General features: G+C 69.7%; 16 protein-coding genes. 9 read left to right on the top strand and 7 right to left on the bottom strand.

Annotated elements, in window-relative coordinates:
- Nucleotides 1–140 precede the first annotated feature (140 nt).
- On the bottom strand, nt 141–734 hold the full coding sequence (locus WC969_02850; protein MFA6028775.1) for a hypothetical protein: 594 nt from the start codon (nt 732–734) through the stop codon (nt 141–143).
- Nucleotides 735–770: 36 nt separating this feature from the next.
- Between WC969_02850 and WC969_02845 the strand changes: the two genes are divergently transcribed.
- The 3 genes from WC969_02845 to WC969_02835 all read left to right on the top strand — a co-directional run bounded on the left by WC969_02845 (nt 771) and on the right by WC969_02835 (nt 3982).
- On the top strand, nt 771–1214 hold the full coding sequence (locus WC969_02845; protein ID MFA6028774.1) for a hypothetical protein: 444 nt from the start codon (nt 771–773) through the stop codon (nt 1212–1214).
- Nucleotides 1211–2839: an NAD+ synthase gene (locus WC969_02840; GenBank protein MFA6028773.1), complete on the top strand. Its 1629-nt coding sequence runs from the start codon at nt 1211–1213 to the stop codon at nt 2837–2839. Before WC969_02845 ends, WC969_02840 begins: the two co-directional genes overlap by 4 nt.
- A gap of 867 nt (nt 2840–3706) precedes the next feature.
- Nucleotides 3707–3982, top strand: coding sequence for a ribbon-helix-helix domain-containing protein (locus WC969_02835; protein MFA6028772.1), 276 nt, complete (start codon nt 3707–3709; stop codon nt 3980–3982).
- Between the two features lie 116 nt (nt 3983–4098).
- On the opposite strand, the gene glyS is transcribed toward WC969_02835, so the two are convergent.
- From glyS to WC969_02805, 6 genes are all read right to left on the bottom strand, one after another.
- Nucleotides 4099–6198, bottom strand: coding sequence for a glycine--tRNA ligase subunit beta (gene glyS / locus WC969_02830; GenBank protein MFA6028771.1), 2100 nt, complete (start codon nt 6196–6198; stop codon nt 4099–4101).
- Nucleotides 6195–7064 carry a glycine--tRNA ligase subunit alpha gene (locus WC969_02825; GenBank protein MFA6028770.1) on the bottom strand — a complete coding sequence of 290 codons (870 nt, stop codon included), beginning with the start codon at nt 7062–7064 and terminating at the stop codon, nt 6195–6197. The genes glyS and WC969_02825 overlap by 4 nt, the downstream gene beginning before the upstream one ends.
- A gap of 7 nt (nt 7065–7071) precedes the next feature.
- The gene (gene recO, locus WC969_02820) at nt 7072–7836 is read right to left on the bottom strand and encodes a DNA repair protein RecO (protein MFA6028769.1); all 765 of its coding nucleotides are present in this window, start codon (nt 7834–7836) and stop codon (nt 7072–7074) included.
- A gap of 32 nt (nt 7837–7868) precedes the next feature.
- Entirely contained in the window at nt 7869–8240 is a 372-nt protein-coding gene (locus tag WC969_02815; protein ID MFA6028768.1) for a hypothetical protein, read from the bottom strand.
- 11 nt (nt 8241–8251) lie between these two features.
- Nucleotides 8252–8935: a response regulator transcription factor gene (locus WC969_02810; protein ID MFA6028767.1), complete on the bottom strand. Its 684-nt coding sequence runs from the start codon at nt 8933–8935 to the stop codon at nt 8252–8254.
- A gap of 84 nt (nt 8936–9019) precedes the next feature.
- Complete coding sequence (locus WC969_02805; protein ID MFA6028766.1) at nt 9020–10216, bottom strand: hypothetical protein; 1197 nt, start codon at nt 10214–10216, stop codon at nt 9020–9022.
- Between the two features lie 138 nt (nt 10217–10354).
- Between WC969_02805 and rpmH the strand changes: the two genes are divergently transcribed.
- Genes rpmH through mnmE form a run of 6 tightly spaced genes read left to right on the top strand, consistent with a single transcriptional unit; the run spans nt 10355 to nt 14952 of the window.
- A complete protein-coding gene (gene rpmH, locus WC969_02800; protein ID MFA6028765.1) occupies nt 10355–10501 on the top strand; it encodes a 50S ribosomal protein L34 in 147 nt (48 codons plus the stop codon).
- A 44-nt stretch (nt 10502–10545) separates the two neighbouring features.
- Nucleotides 10546–10872 carry a ribonuclease P protein component gene (gene rnpA, locus WC969_02795; GenBank protein ID MFA6028764.1) on the top strand — a complete coding sequence of 109 codons (327 nt, stop codon included), beginning with the start codon at nt 10546–10548 and terminating at the stop codon, nt 10870–10872.
- 4 nt (nt 10873–10876) lie between these two features.
- Nucleotides 10877–11092, top strand: a complete 216-nt coding sequence (gene yidD, locus WC969_02790; GenBank protein ID MFA6028763.1) for a membrane protein insertion efficiency factor YidD — start codon at nt 10877–10879, stop codon at nt 11090–11092.
- A gap of 55 nt (nt 11093–11147) precedes the next feature.
- A complete protein-coding gene (gene yidC / locus WC969_02785) occupies nt 11148–12737 on the top strand; it encodes a membrane protein insertase YidC (protein ID MFA6028762.1) in 1590 nt (529 codons plus the stop codon).
- Nucleotides 12738–12739: 2 nt separating this feature from the next.
- Nucleotides 12740–13588 carry an RNA-binding cell elongation regulator Jag/EloR gene (jag, locus tag WC969_02780; protein MFA6028761.1) on the top strand — a complete coding sequence of 283 codons (849 nt, stop codon included), beginning with the start codon at nt 12740–12742 and terminating at the stop codon, nt 13586–13588.
- A gap of 11 nt (nt 13589–13599) precedes the next feature.
- Nucleotides 13600–14952, top strand: coding sequence for a tRNA uridine-5-carboxymethylaminomethyl(34) synthesis GTPase MnmE (gene mnmE, locus WC969_02775; protein MFA6028760.1), 1353 nt, complete (start codon nt 13600–13602; stop codon nt 14950–14952).
- Nucleotides 14953–15099 lie beyond the last annotated feature (147 nt).

Genomic DNA, 15099 nt, shown 5'->3' with positions numbered 1-15099 from the left:
AAACTACCTCCCCTCTACCGCCACGCGGGCGACCGGACTACAGGTTCCGCAAGCGTCCGGTCTGCGGCACTATCAGCGTCGGGGTGCCGGCGAGGGGGCGGGGGTGAGGGGAGTGAGCGGGGCCCGTCGGAACGCCCCGCTCACTCCTCGGCGGCGGCCGACGTCACGGTGCGGATGACCATCGAGCGCAGGAGTTCGTTGAAGGTCCGCAAGTGGCGCTCATAGTCGCCCTTGGGTACGCGCAGGCGGGCGACGATGATCCCTTCGGGGTCCGGCACGAGCACGAAGTCCGTGAAGGTGACGCGGGAACTCGCGCCGAGCAGGTACTCGGGGTCGTATTCGTAGCTCGTGAAGGCGACGCGGTAGGCGCTCGCGGTGGAGACCCGAACGGGGACGACGGTGTGCGTGTCCTCGACCGAGCCCCAGGCGGCCATGTCCCGGCGGAGCTCCGCGACGGGCCGCCAGCCCTTCGCGTTCTCGGCGTGGAAGGCCACCTCGATGGTCGACGCGCCGTCCTTCGAGCGATAGCGCGTCCCGCCGGCGACGGGCTCGGGGCCCGTCCAGGAGCGGCGGATCTCGAAGGAGAAGACCGGGCTGTCGAGGTACGGCTTGAAGGGGGGACGGTAGAGCGTCCTCAGCACGGGGGTCTTCTTCACGAAGTTCGGCGGGTTCGCGCAGGCGAGCACGGGGAGCGCCGCCGCCAGCAGGAGGAGCCGCCGCAGGGACCCGGTCATGATGGCTACATGATACTTTTTTGTATATTACAGGCGATGGACGCTGAAAACGCCTACGATTTCGAGAAGCTCTCCCGGGAGATCGTCGTCTCCCAGTTCAAGGGCGTCCCGGACGCCCCCGACAAGACGGCGGACCTCGTCAAACGCACCATCGTGGCGGCCATCAAGGGTACCCGCGACGCGAAGCAGGCCCCCGACGAGATCGTGCGCCAGGTCGTCGCCGGCTCTCTGGCCGGGATCCTCCTCATCGAGCGCGAGCTGCCGATGTCCGCGGTCTTCATCCTCCGCCGCACCGCCGACGCCGCCCAGGACGTCGGCATCGACCCCCAGGAGATGCTCACCTGGGGCCTGCAGGGCGTCGCGCGGGTCATGAAGATGGTCCAGCCGCCCGTCATCGTCGCCGTCCAGAACGAGATCGAGTCGGCCTTCATGGGCGCGGGCGGGATCTTCGCCGACCTCTGCCGCGAACTGCGCGGATGAAGGTCGCGCTCGCCCAGCTCGACACCACCGTCGGAGACATCCGAGGGAACCGCGACCGCATCCTGCACGCCTACGCCGAGGCCGAGCGCCGCGGGGCCGGACTCGTGCTCTTCCCCGAGCTGTGCATCCCCGGCTACCCCTCGGGGGACCTGCTCTACCAGCCCGACTTCGTGCGCGCGAACCTCAAGGCCCTCGGGGAGCTCGCCCGCGCCTCCCGCCGGACCGCGATGCTCGTAGGCTACGCCGAGCCCAACCGCGGCCGCGGCAAGGCCCTCTTCAACGCCGCCGCCCTCCTGCACCGCGGGAAGGTCGCCGCCCGGCGCTTCAAGACCCTCATCCCGACCTACGACGTCTTCGACGAGGGCCGCTACTTCGAGCCCTCCCCGCGCAACGAACCCATCCCCTTCGAAGGCCGCCGCCTCGGCGTCACCGTCTGCGAGGACGCCTGGAACGACCGCTCCTTCTGGGAGAAGCCGCTCTATGACCGCGACCCGGTCGCGGCGCTCGCCCGGGCCAAGGCGGACCTCCTCCTCAACCTCTCCGCCTCGCCCTACTACCGCGGCAAGCGCGGCTTCCGCCTGAAGATGCTGCGCAGCCAGGCCCGGCGCCACCGCCTCCCGTTCCTCTACTGCAACCTCGTCGGCGGCAACGACGAGCTCGTCTTCGACGGCGCGAGCATGGCGCTCGACGCGAAGGGACGCCTCGTCGCGCTCGCCCGCGGCTTCGGGGAGGACCTCGTCCTCGTCGACCCGGACGCCGCCGCGCCGGCCATCGCCCTGCGCGCGGAGGGAGAGACCGAGGAGATCTACAAAGCCCTGCTGCTCGGCCTGCGCGACTACGCGCGCAAGTGCGGCTTCACCCGCGCCGTCGTGGGTTTGAGCGGCGGCATCGACTCGGCTCTCGTCTGCACGCTCGCGGCCGACGCCCTCGGCCCGGGCAACGTGCTCGGCGTCCTCATGCCCTCGAAGTACTCCAGCAAAGGGAGCGTCGACGACGCGCTCGCCCTCGCGCGCAACCTCGGCGTCGAGACGGTGATGCTCCCCATCAACCCCATCCACCAGGCCGCGCTCGGGGCGCTCGGAGAGACCGCCGCGCCGGGCTCGCTCGTCGAGCAGAACGTCCAGGCGCGCCTGCGCGGGATGCTCCTCATGGCGCTGAGCAACCAGCGCGGGGCGCTGCTGCTCTCGACGGGGAACAAGTCGGAGTGCTCGGTGGGCTACTGCACGCTCTACGGCGACATGGCGGGGGGGCTCTCCCTCATCTCGGACGTGCCCAAGACCACGGTCTACGAGCTCGCGCGCTTCATCAACCGCGGAGGGGAGCGCATCCCCGAGAGCTCCATCCGCAAGGCCCCCTCGGCCGAGCTCAAGCCGGGACAGAAGGACCAGGACGACCTCCCCGACTACGAGGTCCTCGACGACATCATGCGCGCCTACGTCGAGGAGGGCCGCACGCTCGACGCCATCGTCCGCCGGGGACACCGCAAGGCCCTCGTCCTCGACGTGCTCGACCGCATCGACCGCACCGAGTACAAGCGCCGCCAGGCCGCTCCCGGAGTGAAGATCACCGGAAAGGCCTTCGGCATCGGCCGGCGCATGCCCGTCGCCCGCGGCAAGTACCGCTGACCCTCCACCTCCCGCCCCCGCATCGCCCTCTTCACCGACACCCCGACCCATAGCGTCAGGACCGTACGCGGGGAGGAAAGAGCCCCCTTCCCCTGCCCCTTCGGCGGCACCCCATCCCTGATAGTGCCGCGATCGCACGCAATGAGGAGTCCGATAGTGCGAACTCGCAGGAAGGGGAGATATGGAACTTTCACTGAGGTGATCCTGATGGGGTCAGACGTCAACTTTTGCAACTTTCGAGACTTGCGCTCACGCAGCCGCTAGGAGTCCGTCCGAGTAATAGCGTGTTCTCCGGTCGCGCGCTGTTGGAGCGAGCCGAGGCGCGAGGAGCGCGCAGGCCTGAAGGCCTGTAAGCGACGAGCAACGAAGGAGGAGCCCAATAGCGCGCGACCCGCTCCTCCGACGAGGATACGAGGAGGAGCGGGAGGCCCCATCCCGGCCGTGCGCCGCGTTGCTCCTCGCTCACATAGCGAAGCTATGCTCGCTCGTCACGCCTTGCGCACGGCTCAGGCTGAGGGCCTCCGGGGAATACGCTATTACTCGGACGGACTCCTAGCGAGCACAGGCCCGCGCTTATCCCCGCGCACCCCCAATAAGTTCCGAAAGTTGCGGTGCCTGACGCCGCTGTATCTGACGCCGCTGCATCCATATAGGGAGTACGCGCCGAGGCGTGGGAAAGTTCCAGATTCGCGGGGCAGGGCCGAAGGCGTCCGCCAAATATTCATATCTCAAATGGAACTTATTGCGTTCCCGTACGTATCCTATTTGAAGACCGCAGGAGGGGGGATGATCGGGGTGGGGAGATGGCTTTGGGACATATTGACATATGTATGTCTATACCCCATACTATCCATGGAGGGTATCCCCATGGTACGCACGACCATCTATCTGCCGGAAGAACTGCACAGCGGGCTCAAGCATCTCGCCGTCGAGATGCGCTGCCCGATGGCGGATCTCCTGCGGAAAGCCGTGGAGGAGACCTACCACCAGGAGCTGGCGGACCTCCGCGCCGCACAGAAAGCGTGGAAGAGTCACCTGAAGCGTCCGGAGAAGGCGGTCTCGGCCCGGGGGTATTTCACCCGACGGGCGAAGGATGCATCTGGCGGATCCTCTACTCCATCGACGACGGCAAGCGCATCGTGACGGTCCTGCGAGTCCTACGCCGCAACGAACGGACCTATCGTCGCCGTCTTCACTGAACAGAGCGTGAAACAGCGGGGCGGGGCCGAAAGGCCCCTCCACGCTGTTTCACGCTTCGCTTAGTTCTGGATCTGGGAGACGTCGGCGACCGAGCGGAAGAGCCGCACGAGCCGGCCGACGAGCGAGAGGCGGTTCGCCTTCACCTTCGGGTCCTGGGCCATGACGAGGACCTTCTCGAAGAAGAGGTCGAGGTCCGGCTTGATGCGCACCAGCGCCCGCAGGGCCGCCTCGTACTCCTCCTCGGCGGTCTTGCTGCGGACCTCGCCCTCGACGCGGGCGAGCGCGTCGTAGAGCCCGCGCTCGGCCTCCTCGGAGAACAGGGCCTTGTCGACGTCCTGGAGCGAAGCCCCGTCGTCGCCCTTCACGATGTGCGAGGCGCGCTTGAAGGCCTGGGCGAGCGCGGAGAACTCGGCTTCCGCGCGCAGGGCGTGCAGGGCGGCGAGGCGTTTGTAGGTGCGGGGGAAGTCGTCGAGGCCGCCGTCTTTGACCGCCTTGAGCTCGTCCTGCCGGAAGCCCTGGTCGAGGAAGAGCGACTCGGCCCGCTGCCAGAAGAACTCCTCGAGCTCGCGCAGGGTCTCGGCCTTCCCGTCCTTGAGCCGGGAGGCGGGAAGCTCCTGCTTCTCGACGACGGCAAGAGCCGCCTCGAGGATCTCGCGCAGCGGGACGCGGACCTGCTTCTCGAGGAGGATGCGCACGGCGCCGTTGCCGAGCCGGCGCAGCGCGAAGGGGTCCTCGCTGCCCGTCGGCTTCATCCCGGCGGAGAACATCGCGGCGACGGCGTCGACTTTCCCGGCGAGCGAGGCGAGCACGGCCTCCAGGTGCGAGGGGAGCCGGCCCTTCGCTCCCACGGGGAAGTAGAACTCCTCGAGACCGAGCGCGACGCGCTCGCCGAGGTCCTCGTGGCGGGCGTAGACGCCGCCCATCGTCCCCTGCAGCTCGGGGAACTCCTTGACCACGTCGCTGACGAGGTCGCAGTGGCAGAGGTCGGCGATGGCCTCGGCCGAACGCTCGTCGAGATGCTTCTCCTGGCGCAGGCGCTCGCAGAGCCAGCGCGTCAGGGCGAGGGTGCGGTCGCTCTTGTCGAGCATCGTGCCCAGGCCCTTCTGGAAGCCGACGAGCTTCAGCTTCGCGCGCTTGGCGGACAGCGTCGTCTCGCGGTCGCGCCCGAAGAAGAAGCGCGCGTCGCTGTAGCGCGCGGTGAGCACGCGCTCGAAGCCGTACTGCACCTCCTTCTGGCCCTCGCTGACGCCGTCGCGGACCCCGATGAACTCGGGGAGGAGCCGGCCGTCCTTGCCGACGAGCGGGAAGAACTTGAGCTGGGTCTTGAGCACGGTCGTGAGCAGGGCCTGCGGCAGCTCGAGATAGGCCTTGTCGAAGCCGGCGAGCACGGCGACGGGATGCTCGCAGAGGAAGTTCAGCTGCTCGAGGAGCTCGTCGTCCTCGTCGAGGCGGCCGCCGGAGCGCTTCGCGGCGGCTTCGAGCCCCTCGCGCAGGGCCTTCATGCGCTCGTCCTGGTCGACGAGCACGCAGCGGTCGCGCAGGGTCTTCACGTACTTGTCGGGGTCGGCGACGGGCACGGGCTTCTGCCCGAGCGCGGCGAGTCCGCGCGTGCGGCTGCCCGCGCGCACGCCGGCCAGCGTGAAGGGCACGACCTTCTTCCCGTAGAGGGCGACGAGGTTGCGGATCGGTCGGCCGAAGCGGAAGCGCGACTCCTCCCACTCGAGGGTCTTCGGGAACTCGAGACGCCCGATGAGCGCCGGGAAGACGCGGCGCAGGACCTGCAGCGCGCCCTCGCCGGGAAGGGTCTTGCGGGCGAGCAGGACGAGTCCCTTGGGCGTCTCCTTCGTCGAGAGGTCCTCGACCCGGACGCCCTGCGCCCGGGCGAAGCCCAGCGCCTGCGGCGTGTACGCGCCCTTCTCGTCCTTGAGCAGGCGCGCGGGCGGCCCGGAGGCCTCGCGCTCGTCGGCGGAGGACTTCTCGGCGACGCCCGAGATGAGGAGCGCCAGGCGCATCGGAGAGCCGACGGCGCGGACGGCGCCGTGCTCGAGGCGCTCGGCCTTGAGCATCTCGACGGCCAGCGCCTCCATCTGGCGCAGGGTCGGACGGATGAAGCGCGCCGGCAGGGTCTCGACGCCGATCTCGAGCAGGGCGGTCTTCATCGCGCGCCTCCGGCGACGGCGTCCTTCTTCGGCTCGCCGAGATACGCCCCGATGACGCGCTTGGCCGCGCCGCGCACGCGGGAGATGTAGCCCTGGCGCTCGGAGACCGAGATGGCCCCGCGCGCGTCGAGCAGGTTGAAGAGGTGCGAGCATTTGAGCACGCAGTCGTAGGCGGCCAGCGGAAGCTCCTTCTCGCAGAGCCGGGCGCCTTCCTTCTCGTAGTCGTCGAAGTGCCGGCGCAGCATCTCCGGGTCGGAGTGCTCGAAGTGGTAGGGGGAGAACTCCCGCTCCTGGCGGAGGAAGAGGTCTCCGTAGGTCGTGTCGTCGTTGTAATCGAGGTCGTAGACCCGGTCCTTCTTCTGGGAGTACATCGCGAGGCGCTCGAGCCCGTAGGTGATCTCCACGGAGACCGGGTTCAGCGTCTGGCCGCCCATCTGCTGGAAATAGGTGAACTGGGTGACTTCCATGCCGTCGAGCCAGACCTCCCAGCCCACGCCGGCGGCGCCGAGGGTGGGGGACTCCCAGTCGTCCTCGATCCAGCGGATGTCGTGGCGGCGCGCGTCGAGGCCGATGGCCTTCAGCGAGCGCAGGTAGACGGCCTGGACGTCGGCCGGCGCGGGCTTCAGGATGACCTGGAACTGGAAGTACTTGCCGAGGCGGTTCGGGTTCTCCCCGTAGCGCCCGTCGCCGGGGCGGCGCGAGGGCTCGACGTAGGCGGCCCGCGTCGGCTTGGGACCCAGGACGCCGAAGAAGGTCGCCGGGTTGAAGGTGCCGGCGCCCTTCTCGAGGTCGTAGGGCTGGACGATGAGGCAGCCCTGGCGCGCCCAGAAGCGCTGGAGGTTCATCACGAGATCCTGGAAGTTCATTGGTTCCTCAGGGTCGTCCTTTCAATATTCCCTCCCCTACGGGGAGGGCAGGGTGGGGGAGAACCGCCGTCTTAGGAGTCCTACCCACCCCCAGCCCCTCCCTTGAGAAGGGAGGGGAGATGATGGGCGCGGCGAGCTGCGCGCGCATCCGGAGCGTGCGCAGCGGCTTCTCGGTCAGGCCCTCGACGCTGCGCTGGAGATAGCCCTCGAGGCGCGCGCGGCGCTCGGGGTCCTCGGGCAGGGCCGCGACCTCGGAGAGCGGCGCGTCGTGGAGCAGGTCCCAGAGCGCGCGGTTGCGCTCCGTGACGGGCAGGTCGGCCACGCCGAAGCCGGCCTCGCCGAGCAGGCGCAGCGAGAAGGAGATGAGCAGCCAGTCGCAGGAGAAGAGGGCCTCGGCGTCCTCGATGCGCGCGAGGGTCTCGAGCGCGAGCGAGAACTTGGCGGGACTCGGCTGAGAGACGGGCGTCAGGCGGTCGAGCAGCTCGCAGACCTGCAGCGCGCGCAGCAGCCGGTCGAGGTCGGCGCGCAGGCGCGGGTGGGTGGTGGTCAGGGACCCTCCCGTGCAGAGCGCCGACTCGGAGCCCTCGCGCAGGTGGAGGCGGTACTCGCCCAGGGCCAGCGGCTCGGAGAGGGCCTTGAGCTTCCCGTGCGGGCGGTTGACGCCGATGAAGCGGACCGGCAGCTTGCCGTACTCGGCCGTGTAGAGGACGCAGAAGCGGTCGGACTCTCCGAGCACTCCCCGGCGAAGGACGAGCCCCTGGGCGATCGCCATGCGACCGCGCGAGTGGCGACGGCCCGCCATGGTCAGTTCCGGTCGAACGTCAGGGGGATGTCGATCTCTTCCCCGACGAGGAGCTTCAGCATGCTGTCGTAGCAGCCCTCGGGGAGGCGGGTGAAGAGGCGGCGGGCGGCGGGGGGGAGACCCTCGAGCGCGGGCGCGACGGACGCGGGCGCGTAGCCGAGCAGGAGGAAGTACTTCTCCTCGAAGGGGAGCGCCGCATAGAGGCGCATCGCGCGGTCGGAGTCGAGCAGCTTGAAGAACACGAGCTTCTCGAGCTGCTTGAGACGCGGCCAGGCCTCGGCGAGCGGCGGGACCGGCTCGTCGTTGAGGCGCTCGCTGAGATGCTCGTAGCGCCGCGAAGTCGCGAGGCGGCGCAGGCCGTCGAGGTCGGTCATCGTCCCTCGGTTCAGCTCGCGGAGGAGTCCTCTCCGGAGATGAGGCCCATCTCGATGCCGCGCACGACGGCCTCGGTGCGGTTGCTGACGTCGAGCTTCTGGAAGATGCTGTTGAGGTGGTTCTTGACCGTCTTCACGCTGCACTCGAGCGCCGCGGCGATCTCCTTGTTGGAGAGCCCCCGGCCGAGGCAGGTGAGGACCTTGACCTCGGTCTTCGTGAGGGCGGTGCCGCCGGAGTCGGGGCTGAGCGCCTTCGAGCGCAGGCCCTCGAGGAGCTTTCCCATGACGCCCTGCGGGATCATGACGCCCTCGTTGGCGAAGGTCTTCAGCGCGCGGATGAGCTCGACGGCCGGGAGCATCTTGGAGAGGTAGCCGTTGGCTCCGGCCGAGATGGCCTCGAGCACGTGAGACTCGTCTTCGAAAGAGGAGAGGATGAGGATGTTGATGCTGGGGCATTCCTTGCGGATCTGCCGCGTGGCGCCGATGCCGTCGAGCTTCGGAAGCTTGATGTCCATGAGCACGACGTCGGGCTTCAGGCGCTTGGCCTTCGCCACGGCGTCCGCGCCGTCGACGGCCTCGCCGACGATGACGATGTCCCGCTCACCCTCGAGAACGTCCTTGATGCCCTCGCGGAAAAGAGTCTGATCGTCCGCGATAAGGACGTTGATCTTCTTCTGGGTCGGTTTGCTCGCCATCAGGCCTCCGGTGAAATGGGCTTCTCGTCCGTCATCCGAACCTCTGGATTCTAGCATTGAAAGCGGGCCCCGTATACAAGACGTTCACTCGCGCGTATCCACCAGACGCCCGTCGCGCGCGTTGAAGGTGTAGCGCGAGTTCCCCAGGTTGAAGACCCAGAAGAGGGTGACCTGGGAGAGCGCGGGGTCGCGGAAGGGCGCCTTCTTGAAGTTGACGAGGCGCAGCGTGCCCAGGCGCGTGTAGTTGCGGCCGAGCCCCTCGTTCATGGAGCCGGGCTGGAGCTTGAGCAGTCCGTCGAGGATGACGTCGCTGTCGACGAAGCGTCCCTCGAGGGGCTGATGGGTCTCCTTGCTCACCGGGATGTTCGGCGAGGCGCCCACGCCGACGTCCCCGAGGCAGGAGAAGATCGCCGCGAAGTCCTTCCGGTCGGGATACGCGAAGTAGTACGCCCAGCCGTCGCCGGGCCCCACGCAGGGGGAGCCGCCCCAGGAGTCGACGATGCTCTCGACGGCCATGAGCCGCGATCCGGGATACTTCTTGCCGGCGAAGGCCATGACCTTGTCGTAGTCGGTGCGCGCCGTCGCGTTGCGCTTGCCCTTCTTCGGGCGCTGCTTCAGGTTCGCTTCGCGCTTGGCGATCTCCTCGTCGGGCAGGAAGATCTCCGGGTTCAGACCGTAGGCGGCGGGGTCGAAGAGTCCGGCCTTCCCGGCGTCGACGGTGAACCGGGAAGAGCCGACCGTCACCTCCCAGACCGCGGGCTTGGGGTCGGGGAAGCGCTGGTCCTCGATGCTCGAGAGCTTCAGGGAGAAGGGGCGCTTGCCGACGACCCGGTACTCCTTCGGGTCGAGCGAGACCTTCTGGGCGGAGAGCACGCGCATGGCCTCGTCGCTGTCGATGAAGCTGCCCTCGATGGGACGCTGGAGGATCTCGCTGTCGCGCATCTCCTCGAGCGGCCCGGCGACGGCCCCCGCGCACTCGGCGAGCAGGAGGAACTTCCGGGCCGATTTGGAGTAGAGGCTGAAGCGCCAGCCCTCCTGGAAAGGGGCCGTCGGGTCGCAGAGGACGGTCCCGGAGGCCGTGGTGCGCGCCGAGATGGAGACCAGGCGCGCGTCCGCGCGGGAGAGGCGCGCGCGCCGCAGGACCTCCTTGAGGCCCGCGCCCGCGGTGTCGGGGACCTCGGCGGGGGCCTCCTCCTCGATGGGGCCGGCTTCCGTCGGCGCGGGGGCGGACGCGGCCGGCAGGGCCAGGAGGAGGAGCGCGGCGGAGAAGAAGCTCGTCATCGTACGCCTCATATATCATTTTTTCGACGCCCCCGACTTCCCCGCGAGGGAGCGGCGCCGGCGCGTCGGATTCCTATATATACGCCGGGACGATTCTCCGATGCCGCCTTCGCGCCGATTTTTACTATAATCCGCACCATGCTTCCCACATATCGACCCAATCGACGCAAGCGCGCTAAGCACATCGGTTTCCGGGCCCGCATGAAGACGGCCGGGGGCCGCAAGGTCCTTTCGGCTCGCCGAAGAAAAGGCCGGCACCAGCTGATCAAGATCGAGAAGCACTGAGTCTCCGCCCGGTGCGCACCGGAGGACTCGGGCGATGCGCGCGGATGACGGCCCTCGCGATGAGGGGCGTCTTCTCCTCAGGCCGCAAGTGCGTGCGCCCGGACCTGATCCTCTGGTACCGACGGGACTCGGGGACGACGGTCGGTCCGCGCATCGGACTCTCCGTCAGCCGCAAGCTCGGCGGCGCCGTGCGCCGCAGCCGGTTGAAGCGTCTGCTCCGCGAAGCTTTCCGCCTCAACCGAAGCCGCATCGACCCCGGGGCGGACTGTATCTTCTATCCGCGCCCCGGCTGCCGTTGGATGGGACTGGACGACGCAGAGGCAGCGCTCCTGGATGTCTGCCGCAGAGCGGGCATCCTCCGCCATGAATGAGAAGGTGCGGACCGTACTCCTGACGGTGCTCGACCTGTTCCGCGCGGCCCGTGCGGCCCTGTGGCCGGCGAGCTGCCGGTTCTCTCCGACCTGCTCTCTCTACGCCCGCGAAGCGCTCACCCGCCTGCCCCTGCACCTCGCCTTCATGAGGATCGTCGGGCGGCTCCTGCGCTGCCATCCGTTCCATCCCGGCGGCCACGACCCCGTACCGGCCGGATGACCCCGCGCGCTCGCGGCCTCCAGCCGGACGGCGACCGTCATCGCCTGGAGATGGAATGGACCGCAACCTCTTCCTAGCCGTAGCCCTCTCGATCCTCGTCTACGCCGGCTGGTTCGGCATCATGAAGCGCGTCTACCCGGACACGAACAAGCCCGCGCCGCCGGCCGCATCGGCGTCCGCGGGAGGGAAGGCCGCTCCCGCCGCAGCCGCGCGGACCGCGGCCGCGGAGGGGAAGACCGCCGCCGCGCTGCCCGCGGCCCCGGTCTCCGCGCTCCCCGACGACGGGACCGAGGGGGCCCTGCCCTACACGCTCGGACGCGTCGAGCTCAAGGTCCAGCCGCTCGGCGCGTCGATCGCAAGCTACCGCTACCCCGGGCCTCTCGGCCCCGTCGAGCTCGTGCCCGCGGCCCGGCCGGGCTTCTTCGCGACCTGGCCCGAGCTCGCCTTCCGCGCGGTCCCCGCGGGAGCGGGCGCCCTGGCCTTCGAGGCGAAGCACCCCTCCGGCGCGCTCATCCGCAAGGAGTACCTCTTCGACGAAGCGCGCGGGCTGCACAAGATGAAGCTCACGGTGAACAACCCCGGAGCGAAGCGCGTCGAGCTCCCCGCCTGGGACCTGTCGGTCGGTCCCGGTCTCGGCACGGTCCCCAGCGAGCTCAAGGAGAACTCGTCTCAGTGGAGGAGCGCGCTCCTGCTGCCCCCGGAGCTCGGCAAGAAGCAGCCGCGCTTCCAGGACTTCAAGCCCAAAGGAGAGCCCGTCTCCCGCGACGGGGAGTTCCGCTGGGCCGGCGTGCACAACCGCTACTTCCTCGCCGTCGTCCTTCCCGGCGACGCGGCCTCCGGCCGCGTCGAGACCTCGGCCGAGCCGATGGCGGGGGACCTCGCCCCGCGCACGCGCGTGGGGATGAAGCCGCTCGCCCTCGAGCCCCGCGCCGAGATGACCCTCGAGCTGCCGTTCTACCTCGGCCCCAAGGGCTACGTGGCCCTGCGGGACCTGCAGCTCGGCCTCGAGAAGTCGGTGCAGTTCGGCTGGTTCGACACCTTCGGGCGCGCGGCGCTCAAGGTCATCTACCGTCTCTACCGGCTGACCGGGAACTACGGCTGGGCGATCCTGCTCATGACCGTCCTGCTGCAGATCCTGATGTTCCCTCTCACGTACAAGCAGATGAAGTCCGCGGCCATCATGAAGAAGGTGCAGCCCGAGATGTCCCGCATCCAGCAGAAGTACTCGAAGGACCCCGCACGCATGAACCAGGAGATGATGGAGCTCTACCGGAAGCACGGCGCCAATCCGCTCGGAGGCTGCCTGCCCATCCTCCTGCAGATGCCGGTCTTCGTCGCGCTCTTCAACGCCCTGCGCAACGCCTGGGAGCTGCACGGCGCGCCGTGGATCTTCTGGATCCACGACCTGTCCGCGCACGACCCGTACTACGCGCTCCCGCTGGTGATGGGCGGAGTCATGTTCCTGCAGAGCCGACTGAACCCCGTGCAGACGGGCGACCCCGTGCAGTCGAAGATGTTCCAGTACATGCCCGTGATCTTCACGTTCATGTTCCTGAAGTTCCCGGCCGGGCTCGTGCTCTACTGGCTCACCAACAGCACGCTCGGCCTCATCCAGCAATATTCCCTCCGCAAGCACTGGAGCTGACCATGAAAGAACTAGAGATGGAAGGAAAGACCGTCACCATCGCCGTCGAGCACGGCCTCAAGGAGATCGGCCTGCGCCGCGACCAGGTCGAGGTGCAGGTCCTCGAAGAAGGCAACGCGGGCTTCCTCGGCATCGGCGCCAAGCCCGCCCGCGTGCTCATCCGCGAGAAGCGCTGGGGACCCGAGGCGCCGGAGCCCTCCGAGCCCCCGTCCGTCCGTCCCGCCGCGCCCAAGCCGGTCGCGCGAGCGCACTCGACGCCGCGCCCGGAACGCCACGCCCCGCGCGCGGAGAGGACCCCGCGCCCGCACGCCGCGCCCGAGCACCGGCCGGGTCCCGCGCCGGAACGGCGCGAACCGCGTCCCCAGGAGCCGGAAGTCCCCGTCGACACCGCCAAGGCCTGCGCCGTCGCGCAGGAGGTCCTCAAGGAGTTCCTCCCGCTGCTCGGCGTCGCCGAGGTCGGGGTGAGCGCCGCCTGGGACGTCGAGCAGGCGCGCGTGCGCGCGGAGGTCGAGACCGTCGACGCCGCGCTGCTCATCGGCAAGGGTGGGAAGACCCTGGAGTCCCTGCAGTTCCTCGTCACCGTGATCGCCGGGCGCCGCATGGGCTCGCCGGTCGCCGTGCAGGTCGACAGCCAGGGCTACTGGAAGCGCATCGAGGAGCGGATCGTCGCCGACATCGGCGCCGCCGTCGCTCAGGTCAAGAGCACGGGCCGTCCCTGGCGCTTCGAGCCCATGGACCCCGCGATGCGCCGCCTCATCCACCGAAAGCTCATGAACGACCCGGACGTCGAGACGGCCTCCGAAGGGGAAGGTCCCTGGCGGAAGGTCGTCGTCAAGCCCCGCAAGGGCTGAGACCCCGCGCGGTGAGCGACGTCATCGCCGCGCTCGCGACGCCCCCCGGACGAGGGGCGCTCGGGATCGTCCGGCTCTCCGGCGGGGGGGCGCGCGCGCTCGCGCGCGCCCTCCTCGCCGGGGCGGAGCTCCCCGCTCGCCATCCCGTCCTGCGCACGGTCTTCGACGGGGGGAAGCCGCTCGACCGCGCGCTCGTGACCTACTTCCCCGCCGCTTCGAGCTCCACGGGTGAGGACGCGGTGGAGTTCTCCGCGCACGGCTCCCCCTGGATCCTCGAGCGCCTGCTCGCGCTCTGCCGCGAAGCCGGAGCGCGGCCGGCGCGGCCGGGGGAGTTCACCCAGCGCGCCTACCTCAACGGACGTCTCGACCTCTCCCAGGCCGAGGCCGTCGCCGACCTCATCGCCGCCCGCAGCCGCCGGGCCCACCGGGGCGCGATGCTGCGCCTCGAGGGCGGCCTCTCCCGCGAGACCGCGGCGCTGCGCGCCGTCCTGCTCGACGCCCTGGCCCCCGTCGAGGCCGCCGTCGACCACCCCGAAGGGGAGGTCGCCGCGCTCTCCGCAGAGAGCCTCCGCCGCGCGCTCGCGCGCGCCCGCGAACGCCTCTTCCGGACGGCCGCGGCCGCGCGCCGCGGGCGCATCCTTTCGGCGGAGCCGCGCATCGCCATCCTCGGGCGCCCCAACGCCGGGAAGTCCTCGCTCCTCAACGCCCTGCTCGGGCGCGAACGGGCCATCGTCTCCCCGCTGCCGGGGACGACGCGCGACACGCTCGAAGCCGCCTGCGACCTCGACGGCCTCCCCGCCGTCCTGGTGGACACGGCGGGGCTGCGCGAGGACGGAGTCGGCGCCGTGGAAGCCGAGGGACGCCGCCGCGCCGAGGCGGAGCTCGCCGGCTGCGACGCCGCCCTCGTCGTGCTCGACCGCGCGGCCTCCCCGGGACCGCAGCGCGCGCTGCTCGAGCGCGTCGCGCGGGAGGGGAGGCCGGCCGTCGCCGCCCTCAACAAGTGCGACCTGCCCGCCGGCCTTACGACGCCCGCGGTCCTCTCCTGGACGCCCGGCCTGCCGGTCGTCGAGGTCTCCGCCCTGCGCGGGGAGGGTCTCGAGGCGCTCGCCTCCGGCCTGCGCGCCGCCGCCGTTCCCGCCGACGACGCCGGCGAGCCCTGGGCCTTCGGGCTCGGGGAGCGCCACCTCGCGGCCCTGGAGGAGGCGCTGAAGGAGACGGACGCCGCCTGCGCTCGGGCCGCCGAACCCGAGCTCGCGGCCGCGCACCTGCGCGCGGCGCTCGACGCCCTCGACGAGCTCTGCGGACGGACGACGCGCGAAGACGTCCTCTCCGCGGTGTTTGCGCACTTTTGTGTAGGCAAATGAGTCCGCCCGACCCGATCGCCCGACTTTCCATCACCCTCCCTCTTCGAGGGAGGGACGGAGTGGGTAGAACTGCCGTTCAGAGCTCTACCCTCCCCCCTACCCCTCCCTCGAGAGGGAGGGGGGAACAACTTATGGGCGGACCGCGCG

The organism is Elusimicrobiota bacterium, from assembly GCA_041660925.1.
GTDB lineage: Bacteria > Elusimicrobiota > Elusimicrobia > UBA1565 > UBA1565 > JBAZUV01.
This window is presented reverse-complemented; position numbering and strand designations above follow the sequence as displayed.

What these genes read in the sequence shown, in the direction of transcription:
- WC969_02805 (MFA6028766.1), bottom strand. Translation starts at nt 10,216, where the DNA reads ATGACGAGCTTCTTCTCCGCCGCGCTCCTCCTCCTGGCCCTGCCGGCC.
- WC969_02835 (MFA6028772.1), top strand. Translation starts at nt 3,707, where the DNA reads ATGGTACGCACGACCATCTATCTGCCGGAAGAACTGCACAGCGGGCTC.
- glyS (MFA6028771.1), bottom strand. Translation starts at nt 6,198, where the DNA reads ATGAAGACCGCCCTGCTCGAGATCGGCGTCGAGACCCTGCCGGCGCGC.
- WC969_02840 (MFA6028773.1), top strand. Translation starts at nt 1,211, where the DNA reads ATGAAGGTCGCGCTCGCCCAGCTCGACACCACCGTCGGAGACATCCGA.
- rpmH (MFA6028765.1), top strand. Translation starts at nt 10,355, where the DNA reads ATGCTTCCCACATATCGACCCAATCGACGCAAGCGCGCTAAGCACATC.
- WC969_02845 (MFA6028774.1), top strand. Translation starts at nt 771, where the DNA reads ATGGACGCTGAAAACGCCTACGATTTCGAGAAGCTCTCCCGGGAGATC.
- yidC (MFA6028762.1), top strand. Translation starts at nt 11,148, where the DNA reads ATGGACCGCAACCTCTTCCTAGCCGTAGCCCTCTCGATCCTCGTCTAC.
- WC969_02815 (MFA6028768.1), bottom strand. Translation starts at nt 8,240, where the DNA reads ATGACCGACCTCGACGGCCTGCGCCGCCTCGCGACTTCGCGGCGCTAC.
- rnpA (MFA6028764.1), top strand. Translation starts at nt 10,546, where the DNA reads ATGACGGCCCTCGCGATGAGGGGCGTCTTCTCCTCAGGCCGCAAGTGC.
- WC969_02810 (MFA6028767.1), bottom strand. Translation starts at nt 8,935, where the DNA reads ATGGCGAGCAAACCGACCCAGAAGAAGATCAACGTCCTTATCGCGGAC.
- recO (MFA6028769.1), bottom strand. Translation starts at nt 7,836, where the DNA reads ATGGCGATCGCCCAGGGGCTCGTCCTTCGCCGGGGAGTGCTCGGAGAG.
- WC969_02825 (MFA6028770.1), bottom strand. Translation starts at nt 7,064, where the DNA reads ATGAACTTCCAGGATCTCGTGATGAACCTCCAGCGCTTCTGGGCGCGC.
- WC969_02850 (MFA6028775.1), bottom strand. Translation starts at nt 734, where the DNA reads ATGACCGGGTCCCTGCGGCGGCTCCTCCTGCTGGCGGCGGCGCTCCCC.
- jag (MFA6028761.1), top strand. Translation starts at nt 12,740, where the DNA reads ATGAAAGAACTAGAGATGGAAGGAAAGACCGTCACCATCGCCGTCGAG.